This window comes from Pseudolactococcus raffinolactis NBRC 100932 (genome assembly GCF_001591765.1).
GTDB classification, from domain to species: Bacteria; Bacillota; Bacilli; order Lactobacillales; family Streptococcaceae; genus Pseudolactococcus; species Pseudolactococcus raffinolactis.
In genome coordinates this window covers 1-22,379 of the sequence record NZ_BCVN01000012.1, presented here as the reverse complement: position 1 = coordinate 22,379, position 22,379 = coordinate 1, and the positions used below count along the sequence as shown (strand labels likewise).

Sequence of the window (22,379 nt, the reverse complement as noted above, 5' to 3'; positions counted from 1 at the left end):
AAACCTTGCCACGCCATATCTCATTTAAGAATAGAAAGTAGACAAGATTTTAACTAGAAATTACCAGATTTTAACGCGTTCTGCTTCAGCACGCCACATACCGTCACCTTCTTGAATATCAAAAGTTGCAAAGAATTCATCTAAGTTACTCGCTTGCACATTGGCACGGAGTTTACCTGGGGCATGGACATCCATTGACAGCAACATTTGTTGGTATTCTTCTGAAGCTTTGAGGCGCCAGATTTCTCCCCACTGGGTGAAAAAGGCTTTCAGATCTGCGTCAGGTTCTCTGAGCGCTGCGGTCATGGCTGCTGTCAATCCGCCGGCATCGGCGATATTTTCTGAAACGACCAGCTTGCCATTGACCTTGCCGCCTGCGATTTCTAGGCCGTCAAACTCGGCAATCATCAGCTCTTGCTTGGCTTCGAAGGCTTTGAAATCTTCATCCGTCCACCAGTTATTCATATTGCCGAATTCGTCAAAGAGGGCACCATTATTATCAAAGGCATGAGAAATTTCGTGAGCGATTACCGCACCGATGCCGCCGTAATTTTGACTAGGCGTTTGCTCTGTCGCTGAGTAAAAGGGCTTTTGCAAAATGGCTGCAGGAAAGACGATGGTGTTGCTATCTGGGCTAAAGTAAGCATTGACCATGTGTGCTGGCATGTGCCACTCAGTCTTATCGACATCTTCGTTGAATTTGTCATAGTGTTTGTGACTACGTGCGACATCAAATCGCGCAATATTACTATAAAGACTGTCATGAGAGACAGTAAATTGCTGATAAATTTCTGGTAATTTATCAGGGAAACCGATAAAGACCGTCATGGCATCCAATTTCTTGATGGCTTTATCAATCGTCGCACGACTCAACCAAGTATTTTTATCCAAACGTTCTTGGTAAACTTTGATCATCTCAGAGGTCATCCGTTGCACATCTGCCTTGGCTGCTTCACCAAAATATTTGTGACCATAATATAAACCAACAGCTTGCGAAAACTGACCAGTTGCCAAATCAAAAGCATGTTTTTCTTGGCTACGCGCTTCAGAAGTCCCTGATAATTTGCGTGAAAAGTCACTTCCCAAAATCCGCATATCATCAGACAAGTACTGGGTTGAACCTCTCAGTAATTTGACCAACATCCATGACTTAATCAGCTCAAAATTAGCCACATTAACGATTTGATCAAAGTTTTCATAGAAACGTTTTTCATACACAACAATTTTTTCAGGTAACTTGCCGATCAGCGCTTCGATGATTTGGGCAAATGGTACAGACTTGATGTGCGACGTGAAATCACTGATGACAACAGGATTATAGAGCTCAGCATACTTGGCCCATTCTTCTGATGTATTGACGTACTGGGCTAAAATAGCATCAAATTTGACTGTGTTCTCCACTTGTTGCTGTGCTGCTTCTGCTGAAAAGCCAAACTCACGCAAAATTTCTACAGTATTCGTCCTATAAAAATCAAGCAACTCAGCCTTACGTGGATGTTCATCCGCATAGTACGTTGTATCAGGCAAAATCAAGCCAGCACCAGAGAAAGTCATGGCATAATGCACAGCATCTTTCATATCTGTGTCAACTGACAAACCAAAAGGTACTGGCACTTGAGAGTTTAAAATCAAGTCCGCAAATTTGCTAGTTAAAGTTTCAAAATCTGAAATAGCTGAAATTTTTTCTAACTCTGGTTTAACAGGCTCTGTCCCAAACTCGAAACGTTCGATAAAATCGCCTGCTTTTTTATAGAATTTTGCAAATTCAGTCATGACAGGTTCATCAAATTCATAAATCGTCGCAAAATCGTGCATCAAGGTTTGTTCATTACTAATGACAAGTTCATCAAAGGCTGCAATTCGTGGGCGATCTGATGGGATTTCTGTTTTCGCTAACCACTCGGCGTTGACTGCTTCAAATAAATCATCCTGAATTCTAACCATTCTCAAAACCACCTTCTAAAATTTCAATCACGCGCAACATCTGCGCATCCGTTATCAGTTTTTCTGCACCATTGATCACAGTTTCGTAAGCTGCATCATAAATTCGACCGTAATCCCCCATCTCTGATGGGATATATTTCTCGATTCGGTCACCGTTTTGGTTGAGATAAGTCAGATGACCGTAGGCTTGCGGGCTATCCTCACCAAATCCTACTGTGCCTGGCATAATGCCAGCTTTCAGATCATTTTCCTGCTGGTCAACATCTTGCTTGATGAAAGTACCTTTGGTACCTTGTATCAGCCATTTTGGATAAGGCACAAGCGCTGACTCTGTCGCATGCACGCTAGCTTTCAAGTTATCGGGATAAAACAAGTCCACGGCAAAATGGTCGTCGAGTGTGCTCAAAGGTTGGCGGGTACTTCTAATATCGTACTGCACCTTTTCAGGACTACCAAATAGACTGACCATTTGGTCCACCAAGTGGACACCATGACCGTAGAAAGCACCATCGAAGTTCGATCCAGTGACGGTTGTGTCATCAGGTCGGAAATGATCCATGTGTACCTGAATGTCGATCACGCGCCCCAGATAACCAGTTTCTAACATTTTTTTAACCGTCAAAAAGTCACTGTCAAAACGGCGATTTTGAAAAGGCATGAAAAAGAGATTGGCATCCTGGGCAAGCGCTACTAACTCTTGCATTTCAGTCAATTTTTCAACAGCAGGCTTGTCTAGTAAGACGTTTTTACCCGCCTGTAATAATTGTTTAGCCAAGGCAAAATGAGATTTAGCAGGTGTTACGACAACAACCAGATCAATGGTCTTGTCTTGGATAATATCCTGAATGTCTGTCGAAAAAAGCGTACCAGTTGCTTCTAAAGCAAGCTGCGCCTCAGGATTTTTCATTAAGGTTGGCGTCACGATTCGGACAATCTCAAAATTGTCGCGTGTTTGCAAGTAAGGAATGTGATAACGGTTGGTTGATTTGCCAAAACCAACATAGGCAATTTTCATTTTTTTCATGTCTATATTTTAACACACTCATCAAGCAAAAGCAGGTCTTAAAAATTGCTAAGCCACACACATTTCAAACCGCACGACTTAAGCATGAAAACGTTTTAGCATTAACGACTCTATCTAGGCTTCTAGCTTGACCAAAATTTGGTTGTTAGAAAGATCTTCGATTACAAGACTGTGATCTGTGTAAGATTGCAGCCGTCCTAATTCGTCAGCTTTTACTTTGATCCTTGCTAGATCATCTGAAGTCGCAACATAGACTGTGAAACCAAATAATCCCGGCGTATTATCTAGATGATTGGCTAGATTTGTGCCTTCCCAACTATTGAAAGCAAAATGATGATGGTAATCACCAGAAGCAATCCAACTACCAGAGGGCACTGCAAATTTTTCAATCATACCAAATAGGACTTGATAAAAATGAGATGTCTCAGCGACTGACTTCACACTCAAATGAATATGACCCATTTTCGTTTGAGCTGGTATGTGAAAGTCACTCGATTGACCAGTCGCATCTGCTAGAATCCCCGCAACGTCAAGTTCTTCGGTGATGGCAATGATTTGATCCCCTTGTTTATCCCAGACTGTTTCATGGTTATCCTGATAAACTTCTATCCCATTTCCTTCTGGATCCTCTAAGTAGATGGCCTCACTATAGCCGTGGTCAGCACCACCAATAATTGGGACTTTGTTTTGAATTAAGTGATTGAGAAAATCACCTAGATCCGAACGCTTTGGTACAAGTATGGCGATATGATACAGGCCAAAAGTTTTTGATAGATTAGCCGGCACTTGCTTTAAGCGGACCAATTCTGTCTGAGTTGACACAACGCCCAAGATAGCGTCTGTGCTCGTTTGACTTATAATATCCAGTCCTAAGACTTTTTGATAATACTGAATTTCAAGTTCTAAATTACTCACATTTAGAGTAACTGCGCCTAAGCGGACTTTGGATTGATAGGAATACATGATGTTCTCTTTCTATAATAATAACAATGGATGATATCATCTATAGTTTACAAATGTAAACATAAAGTTATTATAACGATATTTATAAATATAAACAAGCAAAGCAACTCAGATTTTTGAAATTTTATGCCAATCAAAAAAAGTGCCGTAGCACTTTAGATTAATTTTTCTTTATGAAACTGTTCCACGATTTGTTCACCATCATTGAGTTTCTCCCAGATGACAACTTTTCCTGCTTTCAGAGATTTTTGAACATCAATAATCCGCTGATTGCTTGAGCCGCGGAATTGTAGCAAGAGATTTTTCTTAGAGAGGTCAAAACGGCCATCAACTAAGATGTCAATATTGGCTAACAACTCGAGTTTATCTGGCGTCTCTAACATGAGCTCATCCCATGTATAGCCAGTCCATGACCAGATATCCTTGCCAGGCAGCTCAGACTTGATTCTTTTCACAAGCGGTAAAACCGTGCCAGTGTTAAGGAATGGCTCGCCACCTAACAAGGTCAAACCTTGTACGTAAGACAGTGCCATATCTGCCATGATCCGCTCTTCTAGTTCAAGCGTATAAGGTACGCCGAACCTAAAGTTCCAAGTTGCTTCATTATAGCAACCTTCACAATGAAAAGGACAGCCACTCACATAGAGGCTATTTCTCACACCCTCACCGTCAACGAAATTGAGCGGTTTATAATCTGCGATATAACCCTGAGATAAATCTTCAGCACGCCATTCTTGTGGTTTGGGATTGTTCATTTTTTGCCTGATTTCTTTTTGTTGAGATACTGCGCTTTAATCGCTTCAAGTTTCAGTTGTTTATCGGATTTTCCGATATTTTTTTCGTGGAACTTTTGGACACTTTGTTGTCCCTTATTATCTAATTGGTATTTACCCATTTTTCACCTCTATATAAACTTTAAATATGCAATTTCCGGCGAAGGGATGTGCCTTTTGCACCAAATAATTTTTCTAAATAGCCTAGTTTCGCTGCCATAACTAAGTAAGCAGCGAACCCAAAGCCTCCCGCTACGACAGTTTTCAGCAGGACATGGTTCGGCAGTAACCATTTGGCCAGGCTCACAATGATGGCCATAATTAAGGTCATTGTGGCGATACCCAAGAAGCCACGGAAGGTCACTTTGATCGAAAACTCAGAGACTTGCTGGACTTTGCGCAAGAAGAGGTAGATCCCGATACCAAAGGCAATGGTCGTCGCAATCATCGGTCCGTAAGCCTCGTAAAGCAAGATCGCCGGTACCTGAAGCACTAACTTGATCACTAGCGTCAAGGCAAAGTACCGCATCGCAATGCGACTATGGCGCAAGGCTTGAAGCATCGGTGATAACAAGGCATAGCTTGCAAGAAGGAAACTCTGTAGAAAGGCAAAGACAAACAAATTGAGCTGGAGTTGGCTTGGTGACACGTAGAAGATCGTATAGATTTCACGCGCCAGAATACTCATCCCCACAACAGCTGGCAACATGAAGACAGCAAATAACTGGAGGTTATAGCTGATCACATGCGCCGTCTCTTTTTTATCACCCTTGACATAAGATGAGGTGATGACGGGAATCCCAACCCCACCCAGAGTCGTTGCCACACCAATCAAGACCATGGTCAACTTATCTGTATTAGCAGAAAAGTATGAGAAGAAAATCGCCAATTGTGCATCGGTATAGTTGGCAACCATCCGCATGACATGTGGGAAAGTCGTTTGGTCGATCAGTTTGAAAATCTGAATCGCAGAGCCAATCACGATGAAGGGAATGGCCTGCGTCAAGGTTTGCGTGAGGAGATTCACCGCATTAATCTGATGTTTGGACGGTCCAGGATTAGCAATGTTAGCAATATCGCCCTGTTTCATCAAGGCTAAAATCAATACAACAGAACTTGCGATCATCCCGATAAAAGCGGCAGTCGTTGACTGTGTCACCGCCGCCACCCAGTCGCCTGAGCCAAGTTTCATGATCATAAAAGCTGTGACTAACATCCAGATCACGCGCACAATTTGCTCAAAAAGCTGACTAAGAGCGTAGGGTTTCATATTGCTCAGCCCTTGGAAATAGCCTCGAATCACCGACATGGCCGGAAAAACAAGAACAGCTAGAGACAGGGATTTCATGACCGGAATCAGATCCTTACCACCACCCGAAAGCGCCGCAAAAAATGGCGCAAGCAAGTACATAACCCCTGCAAAAACAGCTCCCAAGATGACCATGAAAACCAACATTTGGCGAACCAAACGGTAGGACATGTTGCGATCACCGAGCGCATTATATTTGGCCACTTCCCGGGAAATGGCGACTGGAATACCAGCCGTCGAAATCAAAAGAAAGAGGGCGTAGACATTGTAGCCCATGGAAAACAGTGCATTGGCCTGGTCACCATGACTGCCCATCCACGCATACCAAGGGATGATATAGACAGCACCCAAAATTTTCGACAGGAAATCACCTGCCGTCATCCAAAAAGTACCCGCCAGCATTTTATTCTGCTGATTTTGTGAGCTAGAAATTTCTTCTTCTATAAACTCTGCATTTTCCATTTTAGACAGTCACCCTTAAAAATCATCTTTACGATAACCCATTGCTTGGATATCAATTTTTTTATCACGCCAGTTAGCTTTAATTTTGACCCAAGTTTCTAGGTAAACTTTATCGCCTAACATGACTTCGATATCACGGCGGGCCATCTTACCAACCTTACGGATCATATCACCACCTTTACCAAGAATGATCCCTTTTTGGCTCTTACGTTCAACGTAAATCGTCGCCATGATATGGATTTTTCCTGTGTCTTCATCACGTTTCATCGAATCAACCGTTACAGCGATTGAATGTGGGACTTCTTCACGTGTCAAAATCAAGACTTTTTCACGGATCATCTCACCTACCAGAAAACGTTCTGGGTGATCTGTAATCATGTCATCTGGGAAGTATTTAAAGCCTTCTTCGAGATTACTTTTCAGAATCTCAAGGAGTTTTTCTGTATTGTTACCTTCAAGGGCAGAAATCGGCACGACTTCTTTGAAATCCATTTGTGTGCGGAAATCATCGATTTGTGCTAATAACTGATCTGGATGGACTTTATCGATTTTATTAACAACCAAAATCACAGGGACATTGGCTTTTTTCAAGCGCTCAATAATCATATTGTCGCCCTTACCACGCGCCTCATCAGCTGGCACCATGAATAAAACCGTATCCACTTCACGTAAAGTTGAATAGGCAGACTCAACCATATAATCGCCCAAAGCGTTGTGGGGTTTATGAATTCCAGGCGTGTCGATGAAAACGATTTGCTCGTTTTCTGTTGTATAAATCCCTTGGATTTTATTACGTGTCGTCTGCGCTTTGTCACTCATGATGGCAATTTTTTGCCCCATCACGTGGTTAAGCAAGGTTGATTTCCCGACATTTGGTCGGCCGATAATTGAAACAAATCCTGATTTAAAGGTCATATTTTTTCTTTCTGTTTTGAGGTAATCTTGACATATATTCTGTCAACGACTGCAGGTGTCTTTTACGCCTATCCAAGATTGAACAGACTTATTTTATTATAACATAAAAAGCCGTTGCCGACTTTTCAGTTTTGTGACGGGAGTCATTTACTCTCGTCTTATTTGTCGCCTTTATTACGAATCACGAAACCAGGTTTCTTTTCAGTCGCTTTAGGGTGAACTTTTTGTTTATCTTTTTTGTAGTAATCTTTTTTGTTGCGATCATCACGGTCGCGACCACCACCACGTTTGTCACGGTTATAACCACCGCCACCACGACGATCGTTACGTCCGCGGCCACCGCCACGATTGCCGCCACGACCGCCGCCTTTACCACCTTCACCGTTAAATGGTAGTGGTTTTTCAGCAGCGATTTCTACTTTAGGACGTGTATCAGGATCATTAACTTTGGCTTGCAACAAGAGTGAAACTAAAAGTTTCACATCGTATTCAGCAAGTAAGTTTTCAGCATCTTGATCAAATTTATCTAATTTAGCTGAGATTTTTGGATCAGTCAAATCACGTTTGATTTCGTCGAAAGCAACAGCGAGGCTAGCTTGGTAAGCTTCTTCGCGTGTTGGTGGCTTCATGCCTTTCATTTCTTTCTTAGTCAAACGCTCAATGGCACGTAAGTAGCCCATTTCGTTGTTAGACACGAAAGTGATTGACAAACCAGATTTACCAGCACGACCAGTACGGCCGATACGGTGAACATATGATTCTTGGTCTTGTGTGATATCGTAGTTATAAACATGAGTTACGCCAGAGATATCCAAACCACGTGCTGCAACGTCAGTTGCGACTAAAACGTCAAGGTTATCATTTTTGAAATCGCGCAAGACAGCCAAACGTTTTTGTTGAGCCAAGTCGCCATGGATACCTTCAGCACGATAGCCGAGTAATTTCAAACCACGTGTGATTTCGTCAACACGACGTTTAGTCCGACCAAAGACGATTGCCAATTCAGGTTTTTGCACATCAATCAAACGTGTCAAGACATCGAATTTCTCGAATTCTTTTGTTTTAACATAGTATTGATCGATTAGGTCAGACGTCATTTCTTTCGAAACGATTTTGACGTGTTGTGGTTCTTTCATGAATTTCACGCCGATTTTCTTGATGGCGTCAGGCATTGTTGCTGAGAACAAGAGAGTTTGGCGCTCAGCAGGTGTTGCTTTGATGATAAACTCAAGGTCATCGATGAAGCCCATGTTCAACATTTCGTCTGCTTCATCAAGGATCAATGTTTCGATGTCGCCAAGTTGCAAGGCACGACGTTTGATCAAGTCAACCATACGACCTGGTGTGCCGACAACAACATGTGCACCAGATTTAAGTGCTTTGATTTGCTTGTCGATGCTTGCACCACCAAAGACTGAACGGACTTTGATGCCTTTATCGCGACCGAAGCGGAAAAGTTCTTCTTGCGATTGTACTGCTAATTCACGTGTCGGTGCAATAACAATTGCTTGTAAACCACCGTTAACGTCGATTTTGTTCAAGGTTGGTAGACCAAAAGCAGCTGTTTTACCAGTACCTGTTTGGGCTTGACCAATCACGTCTTTGCCATCAAGGGCGAGCATGATTGTTTGTTCTTGAATCGGTGTTGGTGTTTCGTAGCCAGCTTTAACGATGGCTGATAGGATGTCTTCTGACAATCCGAGTTCTGTAAATTTCAAGTGTTTCTCCATTCATATAGAAGTGGAGTTTTCGGTTATTTTTTCTAGTTTTCTGTGAGAAGATGCTAGTGTGCCACATCTTCGATAGGCTGCTAATCGATGTCCTAAAATTAGACATCTCACGACCTATCAATATATAAAAACTTGTCTGCATTCTAAGCAAACAAGCTCAAAACGCTAAATACAATAGATAACTCTAGACTTTATTAGTCTAAATTCAAACAAGGTTGATTTTATCAAAGTTGTCTATCAATCCAAATACTCCATTGGGTGACGGTTGCCCCAATTGGACAACTTAATCAGTATAGCACAATTTTAGGGTAAATGATAGGGAAGCATTTAAGAATACGTTTTCACGATAAATGCGATTTTTTATTCTATCAAACTGACAAGAAATTTAACTGGAAAGATTACTTTTTTCTAACCTAATCCAATGGTAATCACGGTTCTGCGAAATCAACGATTTTTTACCAATTTCGCATTGTTTCTCTGAAAGAATACGAAATTGGTATTTTTCGACACGATTTACGATCGCGTAAAAAAATCCCGACACACAAGCATCGGAATTTCAAGTACTTACTATATTATCTCTCAACAAACGGCGTATCACTCAAGACAACATCCGGATATTTGTCCGCAAACCAACGTTCTGCAAATTGATTTTCAAATAAGAACAAAGGATTGTCAAAACGATCTTTAGCTAAAATATTACGCGAGCTAGACATGCGCTCATCCAAATCTTCTGGCTTAATCCAGCGCACTGTCTTTTTGCCCATCGGCGTCATAACCACTTCGGCATTGTACTCACCTACCATGCGGTGTTGGAAGACTTCAAACTGAAGCTGACCAACAGCACCCAGCATGTACTCGCCAGTCTGGTAATTTTTATAGAGCTGAATCGCGCCCTCTTGCACCAACTGCTCAATCCCTTTATGGAAAGATTTTTGCTTCATGACGTTTTTCGCTGCAACTTTCATGAAAAGTTCCGGCGTAAAAGTTGGTAGTGGCTCAAATTCCACTTTAAGCTGCCCTGTTGTCAACGTATCGCCAACCTGGTAAGTGCCCGTATCATAAACCCCGATAATATCACCAGCCACAGCATTTTCCACATTCTCACGGGCCTCCGCCATAAACTGGGTCACGTTACTAAGCTTCACAGCCTTACCAGTACGCGCTAGCTTCACCGACATCCCACGCTCAAATTCACCCGAAATAATCCGAACAAAAGCGATGCGGTCACGGTGACGCGGGTCCATGTTGGCTTGGATTTTAAAGACGAAACCTGAAAACTCGGGAGTCGTAGGTGACACCACCTCATCAGTTGTGGTTTTGTGCCCTTGCGGCTCTGGTGCGTAGTCTAAAAATGAATCTAGGAAAGTCTGCACCCCGAAATTCGTCAAGGCTGAGCCGAAGAAGACAGGGGTCAAATCACCAGCAAGAACCGCTTCAGCATCAAAAGGATTGCCAGCTTCCGTCATCAACTCAATATCATCTTTAGCTTGTTGGTAGAAAGGATTTAAGGCAAAAACTTGATCACCTTGCTCAAAGTCAACGTAACGCGTGTCCCCTTTGTAGAGTTCCAAACGTTTGTTGTGCATGTCATAGAGACCTTCAAAGTTTTTACCCATCCCGATTGGCCAGTTCATCGGCGTTGAGAGAATGCCCAAGACATCTTCCAACTCCGCCAGCAAATCAAGTGGCTCACGACCATCACGGTCAAGTTTATTGATGAAAGTAAAGACTGGAATGCCACGTTGTTTGACAACTTGGAAAAGTTTCTTGGTCTGTGCTTCAATCCCCTTAGCGCTATCAATAACCATAACTGCAGCATCGACAGCCATCAAAGTCCGGTAAGTATCTTCTGAGAAGTCCTCATGCCCAGGTGTATCTAGGATATTGACACGTTTACCGGCATAGTCAAATTGCATCACTGATGAGGTCACCGAAATCCCACGTTGTTTCTCGATATCCATCCAGTCGGATTTAGCAAAATGGCCGGTTTTCTTCCCTTTAACGGTTCCCGCTTCACGGATTTCACCACCAAAATAGAGCAATTGCTCAGTAATTGTCGTTTTACCAGCATCTGGGTGACTGATGATGGCGAAGGTCCGTCTACGTTTTATATCTGTTTCTAATGTCATTGTTCTTCCTTTAAGTGTTTGTATCAACTCTTGTCATGCCTAGCTTGGATTCTAGTTTACATAATAGTAGTTACCTCATATTTTGACTCAGTTACTCCTATTATAGCATATTTATAAAAGTCCTTTTGTAATAAATTGTCATATTCGTCATTAAAAGTTCACGCATCTTTCATATTAGGGATAAATTTATCTGATAGAATAAAGAACATGAAAACTTATAACAGTAACACAAACAACACAACAGCAAAACTGTCACTTAAAACAATGGCACTTTTAGCTGGTATACTCTTTACTAGTGGCTTATTCGTGACAAGCCAAACAGCTAGCGCTGATCAAGTCACTTACACCGTTCAATCTGGTGATACCCTATCAAGCATTTCAGATCAATTCTATCATGACCAAGCACATGTACAAACGATTGCAACAGCTAATAAAATAGACAATATCAGCCTGATTTATGTCGGTGAAGAACTCAAATTCGACACAAACACTAAGGCTGACAGCAAAGCACCCGCTAAACCAAGTGCAGCGCCTAGCTCACCTGCTGTTGCGCCAGTCGCAGCCGTTGCACAGCCTACAGCGAGCATTGCGACCAACAACGGTTTTACCGCAAACTCTGCCAAAGAGGCAATCGCCATGACTGAATCCGGTGGTTCTTACACGGCGCAAAACGGGCAATATTATGGTCGTTACCAACTGACGTCTTCGTATCTTGGTGGTGACTTCTCACCTGCTAACCAAGAACGTGTTGCCGACGCTTATGTCGCTGGCCGTTACGGTTCATGGGAAGCTGCTTGGCAGTTCCACCTTGCCAATGGTTGGTATTAAGCTGTAACTCAATAAATTTGATCAAAGCGTTCGAGGAGCGCTTTTTTTGATGCTACAGTGAGCTTTTGGATTCAAAAAAACTTTAACGAATTATCATTCGTTAAAATTTTTAATTATTAGTATCAACTCAATGAATTGATACTATTTTGTTACCATCCCATCTTTCGATTAAAGTCTCGCCGTTCTTCATCACGAGCTTCTTCAAGTTCTTCTTCTTTCATTTTCAAGATGCTATCATACTCATTAAATTCTTGTTCAAACTGAAAGCTTAAATCCCTCGGTGCGCCACCAGGTAAATTTTGATAAAAACTATAAACATAATCAACTAACTGACTTGTTTTTTGGTTCACCTCTCTACGATAATCGTTTATGATTCCCTCTGCTTCATTGAATAAACGTACATTATCATCATGCGCATCCTCAATTTGTTGGCGTTCGTAATTATCCATCATCATTTCCTCTATACACCAGCCTTTACTGGACTTTTTAACTCTGGTTTAAATTTACTTGTCTTCAAACTTTCTTCTGCTGCGACCGCAGATTGACCCGATAATCCCTCTTTAAAATTAGAGACAATGGTTTGACCCGCAAAATCAGTCATCTCAGTTTTCTATTCACTTAGGCTTTGAGATAAGCTCATGCCTTGAGCTGTTATTTCTACTCTCTTTGCCTCAAGGATGGCTTTAATGGTAATCCGCTCTTGCGCCTTCATTGTTTCTGTAAATTGATTATTCATAAAATTAATATCTACAAACGGATTTCCTAGCGTATTTTCATATAACATTTTCCTACCTCCAGTTCACTTTTGTCTCATTCATCAAGTTGCTAAATCCCGTAGCACCCTGTGCATCCACTTCTTGAATGTTTTGGGCGATTTTCAGCAGAGTTGCAGAAAATTGTTCTATTTCTGTTTGATACTTTTGAGCTGCCTTGTTCGTCCCTTCTTCAATACCAACATCCCAAAAATTTGACAGATTAAACTCTGATAATAGATTATTCACTTCCCAATACTCTAAATACTGGATCACATTATTCACAGCTTGGTGCCCATCATTGATTCCTTTTTGAACTTTTTCTTTGGCAGATGTTAACTTTTCGTTGACATCTTTCGTAAAATCTTCAGACTTCATGACAGCATTCTGTGCAACCATTTGTAATAGCTCTGCTCGAAGTGCTATTTTTTGAACACCAGTCGCTGAACGAATTCGATCTTGATACTCAGGCATATGTTTTTTATTCCATTTCTCGGCTGCTTTCTTAGCTTTTTTGATAATCTTTTTATAGTCTTCATCAAACTGATTATAGATAGCCTTAGCTTGATCAGTTGGCAGACCAAGTTCAATCAAACCGGTAATACCTTTTGAAAGTGCTGCAATTATGGTTTCTGCTGAAATTACCCCAAGCATTCCTTCTGCTTTGATGAAAGTATTTTGAATTAGCTTTGCCAAATTAGTCCCAGCTTCTAACATTTCTGGGTGAAAATCTTTCGTCGCGACCATCGGCAGGCCTTGAGCATTTATCTGAAATTCACCAAAATCATGACTACTATTTTTGGTTTCAAAAGTCGTATTAAAATTTAGTGGTACAATGACATGTACTGTACCAAACTGCTCTTCATAAGGCGTTGTCCGATTCAACATACTTACAAGGTCAAATGGATTTACATAGTAGGTAACCTTTTTACCAGGTGCTTTGATTTCTTTATCTGTCATCCCCATATTTTTTAAGCTCTGTGTCACATCTGCTCCATCAAACAGTACCACTTCCCCTATCGTCTCAAATGCTTTTGGATCATCATGATAAAGTTTTGCGACTGCTTGTACTGCGACCATCGTACCGAGTGAATGACCAGTGACATTAAGCTTGGCATTCGGCGCTTGTTCGTTTAACGCTTTGATTTTTGATACCAAAACTTGATTGGCAAGTTTGGCTTGTGGGATATAGGAATTGGTCAGAGCGAAGTTGGCATCGTTTCCTATCCAGTCGTTTAGCGTGGCGATGCTTGCCTTATCACTCCCACGAATAGTCAGATAGGTTTGCTTGGTATCTTTATTTAAGCTAGGTGTATCTGTCAGCATACCTTGTTCTTTCCCACCAGTTGGATACGTTTGAGTTTCATAGCCACCGTTCGCTTTAGGAACTTGGATACTCATTGTTTTATCTACGAGATCGGGTTGGAGATAGACGATGCCATCGTTTGGAAGATTGGTCCCGCCTTTTGTGAAACTGGCTTCTCCGCTATTAGTCTTGTAGAGGGTATCTTGGGAGTAGTCAATTTTTTTCCATATTGAGTTTTTTTGATATTGTGGAAAATTAAGTGGTCGTTTATTATATGCTGATTCGGCTAAATTTGCATACATATTATTAAAATTGCTTAGATTACTCATAGTCAACCCAACCTCCATTTTTTACTACACTTACATCAGTAAGATACATCGCACTTATCTTAGGAAAAGATTTTTCATCTTTTAGTTGCCAAGTCATGGTTAATTTTGACTCTTCAATATCATTGAATTTTCCTGATATATCTAAATAAATTCCAGCTCCTTGTGGCGTTCCATTACCTGCCACACCTACGTCTAAACTATCCCAATCCCATTGCACGCTTTCAACTTTCGAGTTTTCAGATTTGACATAATCTGTCATTTTTTGTTCGTATTTTTTTAAATAATTGATTTGTTCATCTTTTGTTGGTTTAGTAAAATCTTTGATTAAAAAAATATCAAATGGTGTTTTCATTTGTGTCATGATAATGCCTCCTATTATCCCCGATGCTAAGATAGTTATGCTTATTCCAACCACTAATTTTTTATGTTTCATATTATATTCCTTATCTAATTAATTTTATGTTTTTAGACATATTATATAGAAAATAAACATTATTACCTCCCAAATCGTTTAGCGTATCAATACTTACCTTATCACTCCCACGAATAGTCAGATAGGTTTGCTTGGTATCTTTATTTAAGCTAGGTGTATCTGTCACAAAATACGAGTTAAACCCTGCCTTGGCATCTGTCAGCATACCTTGTTCTTTCCCGCCAGTTGGATAAGTTTGAGTTTCATAACCACCGTTCACTTTAGGGGCTTGGATACTCATTGTTTTATCTACGAGATCGGGTTGGAGATAGACCTTACCATCGTTTGGAAGGTTAACTCCGCCTTGGGTAGTTTCATAGATTGCTTTACCATCTTTATCTTTGCCAATCTTTACGGTAGCATTTTGAGAAAAATCAAATTTTACTGATTATCCTGACTCTAAGTCTTTCTTTTGATATGAAGTCAATTGATCATAGGGAAAGTTATTGGGACGTTTACCATTATATGCGCTCTCGGCTAAATTTGCGTAAATATTATTAAAATTGTCTAGATTACTCATTTTATTCTCCCAAATTTTGTATTACTTGTCCTAATGTCATACTACTTATTTCAGGTAAACCTGTATCATCAACATCAAGATCCATTCTAAAATCTTTATCTTTATCATTATTCACATAACCAAATAATAATAAATAATCCCCAGCACCCTGCAGTGTTCCGTTCCCAGTTACGCCAGTTTGGATACTATCCCAATCAAACTTTACGCTTTCAACTTTTGGATTTTGAGTTTTGACAAAATCTATCATTTCTTGCTCGTGTTTTTTTAAATAATCGATTTGTTCATCTTTTGTTGGTTTGGTATAATCTTTAATTAAAAAAATATCAAACGGTGTTTTCATTTGTGTCATGAGAATGCCTCCTATTATCCCCGATGCTAAGATAGTTATGGTTATTCCAACCACTAATTTTTTATGTTTCATATTATATTCCTTATCTAATTAATTTTATGTTTTTAGACTTATATAGAAAATAAACATTATTACCTCCCAAATCATTTAGCATGGCAATACTTGCCTTATCACTCCCACGAATAGTCAGATAGGTTTGCTTGGTATCTTTATTTAAGCTAGGTATGTCTGTCACAAAATACGAGTTAAAACCAGCCTCGGAATCTGTTAGTAAGCCTTTTTGTTTCTCTCCAGTGATATAAGTTTGAGTGTCATAACCACCATTCGCTTTAAGAAGTCGATGGGTAATTGTTTTATCTGTGACTTTTAATGTTGGGTCGGGTTGGAGATAGATGATGCCATCGTTTGGAGGGTTAGTGTCACCTTGAGTTTCAACTAACCCTGTATTGGGATCTGTAAAATCATTCGAATAATTAAATTGAAGTGTTTCATCAGAATCTAAAACCTTTTTCTGATTTTTTTCAACTTGTCATAAGGAAAACTATTAGGACGATTATTATAAGCACTCTCAGCCAAGTCTGCATAGATATTGTTAAAGTTAGATAAGTCACTCATATAAATTACCACCTATTCTTAAAGGCTGAGTTATTGATTTGTGTTTCATATTGGGATATAAAGTTTTATTATCAAAACCAAAACTTAATACAAAATTTGAGTCTGTAATATTATTAAAACCACCTTCAATATCTAATGATTGATACTTATCTCCTGTCGGAATTCCTCCTGCATCAGGTTGAATTGTTTCAATTTCCACACTATCCCAATCCCATTGAACGTTTTCAACTTTCGGATTTTCAGATTTGACATAATCTGTCATTTCTTGTTCGTGCTCCTTTAAATAAGCAATTCGCTTTTCATACAAATTCAACGTAGGTGTAGGATTTTTCTGTCCCTATACTGTGCCAAATATCAAGAAAACAACAAATCCCATAGCAGTTATTATCATTAATCTTTTTTTCATACATTTTCCCCTATTCTTTCAAATGTTAAAAGGGTTACGACCAAAATCGATATTTTTTGTGATTCATCTCATATCCTCAATTAATTCCTTACTTTAATTTTTATAAAAAGCAAATAGAGTTGTCTGTTAAGCCATTCAAAATCACATTATCCGGAGCTTCCTTTTTTATAATTATCAGAAAAATCTCCTAATTTACCAACCTGTTTTTTAATATTATAACATTTTATAGAAAACGTTTCCATTTTTTCTTATTTAAATAGTGAGATAAGAATGATGTCCAGAAGCAAAACAATTAATTGCTTTCACAAAAAAAAGCTGAGTTCGCACTCAACTTTTTTTAGTCTATAACTTTAAACTTCAACTGTTCATCAACTTGCAATTGCCCTGTTTTCTCCAAATAGGCAATCATCAAGTCTTGAATCGTCAAACCTGTATCTTGAACGACTTCTGCTGCTTTATAAGCATTGTACTCACCACCACCGACTGCTCGATAGTTATTCAGTGCAACACTCAGGACATCCGTGTCTTGAACTGGCTGACCTTGATAAGTCAGCTCGCGCACACGACTGCCGACTAGCTGTGACACATCAAGTGTATAGCCCAGACCGTAATAGAAATCGTAATTATAGTGCTCGGTTTTCGGCACCAACCACTTAGGATTGATGACGATTTCTCCCGCATCCAAGGCAAAGTACTCGGCTGTCTTCTCAAGATTTTGCTTGAGTTGCTGACCTGTAACTTTCATCAAAAAGAGGGTATTGTCATAAGGATAATTTCTCAGAATATCCCGGACTTTCACATCTTGCGGCAAATACAAGGTATTGTTATTCATACTAACGATTGAAATATCAGCCCCTGTCGCAAGTCTTTGAACATGTGCGGTGAGTGCGAGGATAGCGTTGCTGGTTTGCGCCAAGTCTAGGTGACTTTGCGCCGCAACTTCGGTATCGAGATGAACGATAGGTCTATCCAGATAACGATTAACCTCAGTCTGGAGGTCGTCCAAAGCTGCTTTCAAGTCAGGAGATTGATTAATCCCTGGCGTTTTCAGCTCACTTGTGATGCTCGGTTGTAGATTATCGTCAAAATTAACGGCAATCTCGAAGTATTTGCGTGCCATGTTGGGTGGCTGTAAGGTATAAGTCCCGTGGACAGATTGTCCCTCGATTGTCGCGTGCTGATGGCCAGTCAAAAGGAGGTCAAAGTCCAATTCTTCTAAAAGTTGATAGCCGACATTTTCACCAGTATCAGACAAACGTTCACCTGTTGCCAGGTCAGACTCAAAGCCACCGTGATAAATCCCAACCACAAAGTCCACTTGAGGTTTCAAGCGCTCAAGCTCAGCTTTCATGGCTGGAAAAACTGGTGTAATTTGGATATCTGCGATATTTTCAGGATTTTCCCAGATATTAACATAGTCCGTGACGGCACCAATCAAGCCAATTTTCAAGCCATTGCCCAGTGTCTTTATCTGAGCTGGAAAGAGTTGCGCACCAGACTTGTCTAAGACATTGACTGCTGTGACTTGGGCATCTAGATTTGAGAGATTTTCTTTTAGAAAATCAAAACCGTAGTTAAAGTCGTGATTGCCTAGTGTAATGACATCATAGCCACCGGCATTCATGACTTTAGCGATACCATTGTCAGACCGTTTTTGATTTTGAAAATAATTGATAAACGGTGAACCTTGGAAAATATCACCACCGTCAATCACAAGGGTATTTTCATCCTTATCAAAGTCAGTGATGGCCTGCATGAGCCCCATGCCTTGCGCCTCATTTGAGAGGTAATCGGTCGGGTAGAGATAGCCATGCACATCACTGGTATAATAAATCTTCATTTTTTTCATGAAAAGATTATCCTTTCAACAAATAAGACCGAATTTGATCAGAAATTTGCTCAATCACAAGGATTAAGATAAAGAGACCAATCAAGATAGAGCCAACCTGTGGCCACTTATAGGCACTCATGGCAAAAATCATCGGCGCACCGATACCGCCCGCCCCAACAAGACCTAAAATACTAGCATCCCGCAAATTCATATCCAAACGATAGAGCAAGATAGACAAGAAATCAGGCATGAGCTGAGGCATAACGCCAAAACGAATTTTTTGGAAGGTTGTCGCACCTGCTGCTTCCATTGACTCCAAGATCCCTTGATCCAAGTCCTCAATGGTTTCGATGAAGAGTTTAGAAATCATCCCGATCGACATAAGGCCTAAAGTCAAAGCACCCGCAGATGGCCCAGGACCTGTCACGCGGATAAACATCAAGCCGTAAACAAAAGGTGGGACTGTCCGCAAAGCCATGATGAAAAAGCGAATCACGTAGGCAACCCAAGCCGGCATCATATTGGTTGCTGATAAAAACGATAATGGCACCGCGATAATCGCCCCAATTAAAGTCCCTAAGATGGCAATGGCAATGGTTTGGAGCAAGAGATAGCCGACGCCTGATGTATCAAGGGCAAAGAGAAATTTCAAGTCTGGATGGAAAATCCCTTTGAAGATATTCCCTGCAATCTCAGTGCCTTTTTCTGACATCCCTGACATGTTCATCACGGTCATTGACCAGACGAAGATACCCGCTACAATAGCGAAAATCACCAGGTAATAAGGCCAACGACGAGGACTTTGTGCATATTTTTCTTTTATTAAATCTGTCATGTCATCCTCCTTAGGTCAACTTGCGACGAATTACTTGACTTACCAGCTCGATCGTCATCACAGTCACGAGTAAGGCAAGTAAGATCATGCCTACACTGGTATAGTCTCGGTTATTGACCCGATCGTTTAAGATCATCCCGATACCGCCGGCACCAACATAACCCAAGATCGCGGCATATCTGACGTTCCCTTCAAAGTTAAAAAGAGTTGTTGACAGATAAATCGGCATGATTTGTGGCGCAATGGCAAAAGTGAAAGCTTTCAGCTTCGTCGCCCCCATTGATTCCATGGCTTCAAAAGCACCCATATCCACCGTTTCGATGACTTCAAACATTTGTTTACCCATGTAAGAAAACGAGAAGATGAAGATCGCAAGCGTTCCTGCAAAAGTACCGAGACCAAAAATATAAGTGGCGATTAAAGCCGTCACAAGCGTTGGCAAAGTTCGCAAGAAAGTAAAGAGCACGCGCACGATTTTGTTAATCAAAATGTTATGCACGATGTTGCTAGATGCCAAAATCGCAAACGGAATAGCTAAGATACTGCCGAGAATCGACCCGATAAAACTCATTTTTATCGTATCAAGCAAGGGTTTGATAACCTTAAGCAAGTAATCCGTATCAGGTGGTACCATTCTTTTCAACATATCAAAGAAGTTCGAGCCACGTTCGATGAGCGCTGAAAACTGGAAATTCGTGAATTTGAGCGAGAAAATCAATAGCGCAATAAAAATGAGCCAGACGATCGGTGTACGCGTCGCTTTTTCATAGACGACCTCACCCGAGTCCAAGACTAATTTCTTAGGCTTGAAAATTTTATCATACATCCTAAGCCTCTTTTCTGTAGACATCATCTAAAATTTCTTGCGTCACGCTACTAGATGGGCCATCAAAAACAATTCTACCTTTTTTCACAGCGATAATGCGGTCTGTATATTCAAGCGCCAACTCCACATGGTGGATATTGATCAAGACTGTTTTATTTAACTCTTGATTAATCCGTTTGAAATCATCCATCACTTCACGAGCTGTGACTGGATCAAGTGCAGCAACCGGCTCATCCGCCAAAAGAATGTCAGCATCTTGAGCTAGCGCACGCGCTAATGATACCCGTTGTTGTTGACCACCAGAGAGTTGGTCGGCACGGATATAAGCCTTGTCCAAGATCCCCACACGATTTAAGGCATCAAGGGCTTTGAGTTTATCCTCTTTAGAAAAGAGACCAAAACAGACTTTAAGAAAAGACATATTAGGCACACGAGAGCTGAGGACATTACGGATAACAGAAACACGTGGAACGAGGTTGTAAGACTGAAAAATCATTCCGACGTGTTTACGGAACTCACGCAGACCCTTGCCCTTTAATTTGGCAACATCTGTATCATTGACGATGAGTGTTCCCGCCGTAATATTGTTCAGGGCATTAATGGTGCGGATAAGTGTTGACTTCCCAGCACCAGACGTTCCGATGATGCCCACAAACTCGCCTTGTTCAATTTCAAGATTGATATCTTCAAGACCGCGAGTACCATTAGGATAAACTTTTGAAACATTTTCGAACTTAATCATTTAGCTGATTGCTCCTTACTTATAAGTGGATAAGATGACTGCTTTACTAGTATCAGCAAAGCGATGAAACTGTCCTAGACACGAAAAACAAACAGTCAACGCTTGTCTGACTGCTTGCTTTTCGCGTTTTAGTTAGTCACGCTAATGTCTAGCTTATTTAGCGTTTTTTTGCGACAATTTTTCTGCCGCAAATTCTGATTTATAATCAGATTCTTTTGCATCTTTGTATCCTTTATGTGAGTAGACAGCAAGGACTTTTTTACCGTCTTCAGTCGTACCCATATCTTTAATTGCTGCTTTCAAGGCTTTTTGGAACTCTGGTGTCATGATTTTAGATTCTTTTGAAACCAAGATACCATCGTTATAAATTGCCGGTGTCACACCAATGACGTTTGTTTCAGCCCAGATAGACTCTTTTTGTCCATAAGTTGATGTCCAGGCATCAGCGAAATCACGACGCGCATCCGCATACATTGGCAACACATCGATTTGACCTGAAGCAAGACGTGCCAAACCTGAACCATAAGAATCAATCGTCACGGTATGTGCTAAGTCAGTCACGGTGTGTTTGAAGTTGTCGTTTAACCAAAGTGATGGATAAACATATCCTGCTGCTGAGGTTGTTGAAGAAAGTCCCCAGTTGGCATCTTTTAAATCATTCCATGTTAATTTTTCGCCAGCATTGACTTTTTTAGCCAAGGCTTGACCTTTCTCAGATGGACCTGTAACTAAGATTGAACGGTAACTTGTCGCTTGTTTATCCGTTGGCTCAGTCGCTTTACCATCATTCCAATCTTTAGCGTCACTTGAGTCTTTATTAAGACCTGCACGTGTCGCAGTCAAGATAACATTCACGTCGTCTTTATACAAAGCATAAGTTGAACCTGGAACGCCGTAACCTACATCAGCAGCACCAGAAGCTAAGGCTTCACCAACTGCTTCGAAGTTTGTGCCGACAGTCACGTCAACTTTCTTCACGGTATAGCCTTGTTTTTTAAGCTCATCTTGTAACAGTGATGCCATCGGTTTTGTTGCGACGGCAATATCATCTGGGTTTCTAGATGGGACAAACGAAATTTTCAATTCGTCAATTGTCTTATCTTCTGATTTTTTATCAGAAGTTTTACTCCCACAAGCTGCCAATGCTGCAACTGCAAACAATGCAACACCTGCTGTAACGAGACCACGTGTCAATCCTTTTTTCATGAAAATGGATACTCCTCAATATTTTTTGCAACCTAAAGATCAGGGACAATTCCGTGATATTTGACTACCTGTCTATTATATAATACTTTTTCCTTTTTGGTATCTTTTTTTGA

The 22,379-nt window shown here is 40.7% G+C and carries 23 protein-coding genes; 1 reads left to right on the top strand and 22 read right to left on the bottom strand.

Going from position 1 to position 22,379, the window contains the following annotated elements:
• Positions 1–60: 60 nt before the first annotated feature.
• The 9 genes from pepO to LRA01S_RS05345 form a co-directional block, all read right to left on the bottom strand.
• Positions 61–1,944 carry an endopeptidase PepO gene (pepO, locus tag LRA01S_RS05380; protein WP_061774590.1) on the bottom strand — a complete coding sequence of 628 codons (1,884 nt, stop codon included), beginning with the start codon at positions 1,942–1,944 and terminating at the stop codon, positions 61–63.
• Entirely contained in the window at positions 1,937–2,968 is a 1,032-nt protein-coding gene (locus tag LRA01S_RS05375) for a Gfo/Idh/MocA family oxidoreductase (protein ID WP_061774589.1), read from the bottom strand. Before LRA01S_RS05375 ends, pepO begins: the two co-directional genes overlap by 8 nt.
• Positions 2,969–3,082: 114 nt before the next feature.
• Positions 3,083–3,931 carry a VOC family protein gene (locus LRA01S_RS05370; protein WP_061774588.1) on the bottom strand — a complete coding sequence of 283 codons (849 nt, stop codon included), beginning with the start codon at positions 3,929–3,931 and terminating at the stop codon, positions 3,083–3,085.
• Positions 3,932–4,086: 155 nt separating this feature from the next.
• Positions 4,087–4,686: an anaerobic ribonucleoside-triphosphate reductase activating protein gene (nrdG, locus tag LRA01S_RS05365; protein ID WP_061774587.1), complete on the bottom strand. Its 600-nt coding sequence runs from the start codon at positions 4,684–4,686 to the stop codon at positions 4,087–4,089.
• The gene (locus LRA01S_RS11055; protein WP_003138887.1) at positions 4,683–4,826 is read right to left on the bottom strand and encodes a hypothetical protein; all 144 of its coding nucleotides are present in this window, start codon (positions 4,824–4,826) and stop codon (positions 4,683–4,685) included. The genes nrdG and LRA01S_RS11055 overlap by 4 nt, the downstream gene beginning before the upstream one ends.
• Before the next feature lie 20 nt (positions 4,827–4,846).
• Positions 4,847–6,475 carry a putative polysaccharide biosynthesis protein gene (locus LRA01S_RS05360; protein ID WP_061774586.1) on the bottom strand — a complete coding sequence of 543 codons (1,629 nt, stop codon included), beginning with the start codon at positions 6,473–6,475 and terminating at the stop codon, positions 4,847–4,849.
• A 15-nt stretch (positions 6,476–6,490) separates the two neighbouring features.
• On the bottom strand, positions 6,491–7,390 hold the full coding sequence (gene era, locus LRA01S_RS05355; protein ID WP_061774585.1) for a GTPase Era: 900 nt from the start codon (positions 7,388–7,390) through the stop codon (positions 6,491–6,493).
• 158 nt (positions 7,391–7,548) lie between these two features.
• Positions 7,549–9,108 (bottom strand): degradosome RNA helicase CshA, encoded by a 1,560-nt coding sequence (gene cshA / locus LRA01S_RS05350; RefSeq protein ID WP_061774602.1) that lies wholly within the window; start codon positions 9,106–9,108, stop codon positions 7,549–7,551.
• Positions 9,109–9,692: 584 nt separating this feature from the next.
• A complete protein-coding gene (locus LRA01S_RS05345) occupies positions 9,693–11,249 on the bottom strand; it encodes a peptide chain release factor 3 (RefSeq protein ID WP_061774584.1) in 1,557 nt (518 codons plus the stop codon).
• A gap of 207 nt (positions 11,250–11,456) precedes the next feature.
• Here LRA01S_RS05345 and apf point away from each other — a divergent pair, with 207 nt between their 5' ends.
• Positions 11,457–12,077: an aggregation-promoting factor gene (apf, locus tag LRA01S_RS05340; protein WP_061774583.1), complete on the top strand. Its 621-nt coding sequence runs from the start codon at positions 11,457–11,459 to the stop codon at positions 12,075–12,077.
• Between the two features lie 149 nt (positions 12,078–12,226).
• Here apf and LRA01S_RS05335 read toward each other — a convergent pair whose 3' ends face one another.
• From LRA01S_RS05335 to LRA01S_RS05285, 13 genes are all read right to left on the bottom strand, one after another.
• On the bottom strand, positions 12,227–12,526 hold the full coding sequence (locus LRA01S_RS05335) for a hypothetical protein (protein WP_061774582.1): 300 nt from the start codon (positions 12,524–12,526) through the stop codon (positions 12,227–12,229).
• 11 nt (positions 12,527–12,537) lie between these two features.
• Entirely contained in the window at positions 12,538–12,678 is a 141-nt protein-coding gene (locus tag LRA01S_RS10925; RefSeq protein WP_156470222.1) for a hypothetical protein, read from the bottom strand.
• 9 nt (positions 12,679–12,687) lie between these two features.
• Positions 12,688–12,861 (bottom strand): hypothetical protein, encoded by a 174-nt coding sequence (locus tag LRA01S_RS10920; RefSeq protein ID WP_156470221.1) that lies wholly within the window; start codon positions 12,859–12,861, stop codon positions 12,688–12,690.
• Positions 12,862–12,865: 4 nt separating this feature from the next.
• Positions 12,866–14,464: a lipase family protein gene (locus LRA01S_RS05330; RefSeq protein WP_163604797.1), complete on the bottom strand. Its 1,599-nt coding sequence runs from the start codon at positions 14,462–14,464 to the stop codon at positions 12,866–12,868.
• Positions 14,457–14,825 (bottom strand): hypothetical protein, encoded by a 369-nt coding sequence (locus LRA01S_RS05325; protein ID WP_061774580.1) that lies wholly within the window; start codon positions 14,823–14,825, stop codon positions 14,457–14,459. The genes LRA01S_RS05330 and LRA01S_RS05325 overlap by 8 nt, the downstream gene beginning before the upstream one ends.
• An 82-nt stretch (positions 14,826–14,907) precedes the next feature.
• The gene (locus LRA01S_RS05320; protein WP_061774579.1) at positions 14,908–15,177 is read right to left on the bottom strand and encodes a hypothetical protein; all 270 of its coding nucleotides are present in this window, start codon (positions 15,175–15,177) and stop codon (positions 14,908–14,910) included.
• A 280-nt stretch (positions 15,178–15,457) separates the two neighbouring features.
• On the bottom strand, positions 15,458–15,805 hold the full coding sequence (locus LRA01S_RS05315) for a hypothetical protein (protein WP_061774578.1): 348 nt from the start codon (positions 15,803–15,805) through the stop codon (positions 15,458–15,460).
• Positions 15,806–16,412: 607 nt separating this feature from the next.
• Positions 16,413–16,682: a hypothetical protein gene (locus LRA01S_RS05310; protein WP_144259883.1), complete on the bottom strand. Its 270-nt coding sequence runs from the start codon at positions 16,680–16,682 to the stop codon at positions 16,413–16,415.
• Positions 16,683–17,163: 481 nt separating this feature from the next.
• A complete protein-coding gene (locus tag LRA01S_RS05305) occupies positions 17,164–18,675 on the bottom strand; it encodes a bifunctional metallophosphatase/5'-nucleotidase (RefSeq protein ID WP_061774576.1) in 1,512 nt (503 codons plus the stop codon).
• A gap of 7 nt (positions 18,676–18,682) precedes the next feature.
• Positions 18,683–19,492 carry a phosphonate ABC transporter, permease protein PhnE gene (gene phnE / locus LRA01S_RS05300; RefSeq protein ID WP_061774575.1) on the bottom strand — a complete coding sequence of 270 codons (810 nt, stop codon included), beginning with the start codon at positions 19,490–19,492 and terminating at the stop codon, positions 18,683–18,685.
• A 10-nt stretch (positions 19,493–19,502) separates the two neighbouring features.
• On the bottom strand, positions 19,503–20,318 hold the full coding sequence (gene phnE, locus LRA01S_RS05295) for a phosphonate ABC transporter, permease protein PhnE (RefSeq protein ID WP_061774574.1): 816 nt from the start codon (positions 20,316–20,318) through the stop codon (positions 19,503–19,505).
• Position 20,319: 1 nt separating this feature from the next.
• Positions 20,320–21,060, bottom strand: a complete 741-nt coding sequence (phnC, locus tag LRA01S_RS05290) for a phosphonate ABC transporter ATP-binding protein (RefSeq protein WP_061774573.1) — start codon at positions 21,058–21,060, stop codon at positions 20,320–20,322.
• Between the two features lie 153 nt (positions 21,061–21,213).
• A complete protein-coding gene (locus LRA01S_RS05285; RefSeq protein WP_061774572.1) occupies positions 21,214–22,266 on the bottom strand; it encodes a phosphate/phosphite/phosphonate ABC transporter substrate-binding protein in 1,053 nt (350 codons plus the stop codon).
• Positions 22,267–22,379: the final 113 nt, after the last annotated feature.

Coding starts and splice junctions, on each gene's coding strand:
- LRA01S_RS05285 (WP_061774572.1), bottom strand. CDS start 22,266: ATGAAAAAAGGATTGACACGTGGTCTCGTTACAGCAGGTGTTGCATTG.
- LRA01S_RS05345 (WP_061774584.1), bottom strand. CDS start 11,249: ATGACATTAGAAACAGATATAAAACGTAGACGGACCTTCGCCATCATC.
- nrdG (WP_061774587.1), bottom strand. CDS start 4,686: ATGAACAATCCCAAACCACAAGAATGGCGTGCTGAAGATTTATCTCAG.
- LRA01S_RS05335 (WP_061774582.1), bottom strand. CDS start 12,526: ATGGATAATTACGAACGCCAACAAATTGAGGATGCGCATGATGATAAT.
- LRA01S_RS05305 (WP_061774576.1), bottom strand. CDS start 18,675: ATGAAAAAAATGAAGATTTATTATACCAGTGATGTGCATGGCTATCTC.
- LRA01S_RS05310 (WP_144259883.1), bottom strand. CDS start 16,682: ATGACAGATTATGTCAAATCTGAAAATCCGAAAGTTGAAAACGTTCAA.
- LRA01S_RS05370 (WP_061774588.1), bottom strand. CDS start 3,931: ATGTATTCCTATCAATCCAAAGTCCGCTTAGGCGCAGTTACTCTAAAT.
- LRA01S_RS11055 (WP_003138887.1), bottom strand. CDS start 4,826: ATGGGTAAATACCAATTAGATAATAAGGGACAACAAAGTGTCCAAAAG.
- LRA01S_RS10920 (WP_156470221.1), bottom strand. CDS start 12,861: ATGTTATATGAAAATACGCTAGGAAATCCGTTTGTAGATATTAATTTT.
- LRA01S_RS05325 (WP_061774580.1), bottom strand. CDS start 14,825: ATGACACAAATGAAAACACCATTTGATATTTTTTTAATCAAAGATTTT.
- LRA01S_RS05315 (WP_061774578.1), bottom strand. CDS start 15,805: ATGACACAAATGAAAACACCGTTTGATATTTTTTTAATTAAAGATTAT.
- phnE (WP_061774575.1), bottom strand. CDS start 19,492: ATGACAGATTTAATAAAAGAAAAATATGCACAAAGTCCTCGTCGTTGG.
- LRA01S_RS05375 (WP_061774589.1), bottom strand. CDS start 2,968: ATGAAAAAAATGAAAATTGCCTATGTTGGTTTTGGCAAATCAACCAAC.
- phnC (WP_061774573.1), bottom strand. CDS start 21,060: ATGATTAAGTTCGAAAATGTTTCAAAAGTTTATCCTAATGGTACTCGC.
- LRA01S_RS05320 (WP_061774579.1), bottom strand. CDS start 15,177: ATGAGTATCCAAGCCCCTAAAGTGAACGGTGGTTATGAAACTCAAACT.
- era (WP_061774585.1), bottom strand. CDS start 7,390: ATGACCTTTAAATCAGGATTTGTTTCAATTATCGGCCGACCAAATGTC.
- apf (WP_061774583.1), top strand. CDS start 11,457: ATGAAAACTTATAACAGTAACACAAACAACACAACAGCAAAACTGTCA.
- LRA01S_RS05330 (WP_163604797.1), bottom strand. CDS start 14,464: ATGAGTAATCTAAGCAATTTTAATAATATGTATGCAAATTTAGCCGAA.
- phnE (WP_061774574.1), bottom strand. CDS start 20,318: ATGTATGATAAAATTTTCAAGCCTAAGAAATTAGTCTTGGACTCGGGT.
- LRA01S_RS10925 (WP_156470222.1), bottom strand. CDS start 12,678: ATGACTGATTTTGCGGGTCAAACCATTGTCTCTAATTTTAAAGAGGGA.
- LRA01S_RS05360 (WP_061774586.1), bottom strand. CDS start 6,475: ATGGAAAATGCAGAGTTTATAGAAGAAGAAATTTCTAGCTCACAAAAT.
- pepO (WP_061774590.1), bottom strand. CDS start 1,944: ATGGTTAGAATTCAGGATGATTTATTTGAAGCAGTCAACGCCGAGTGG.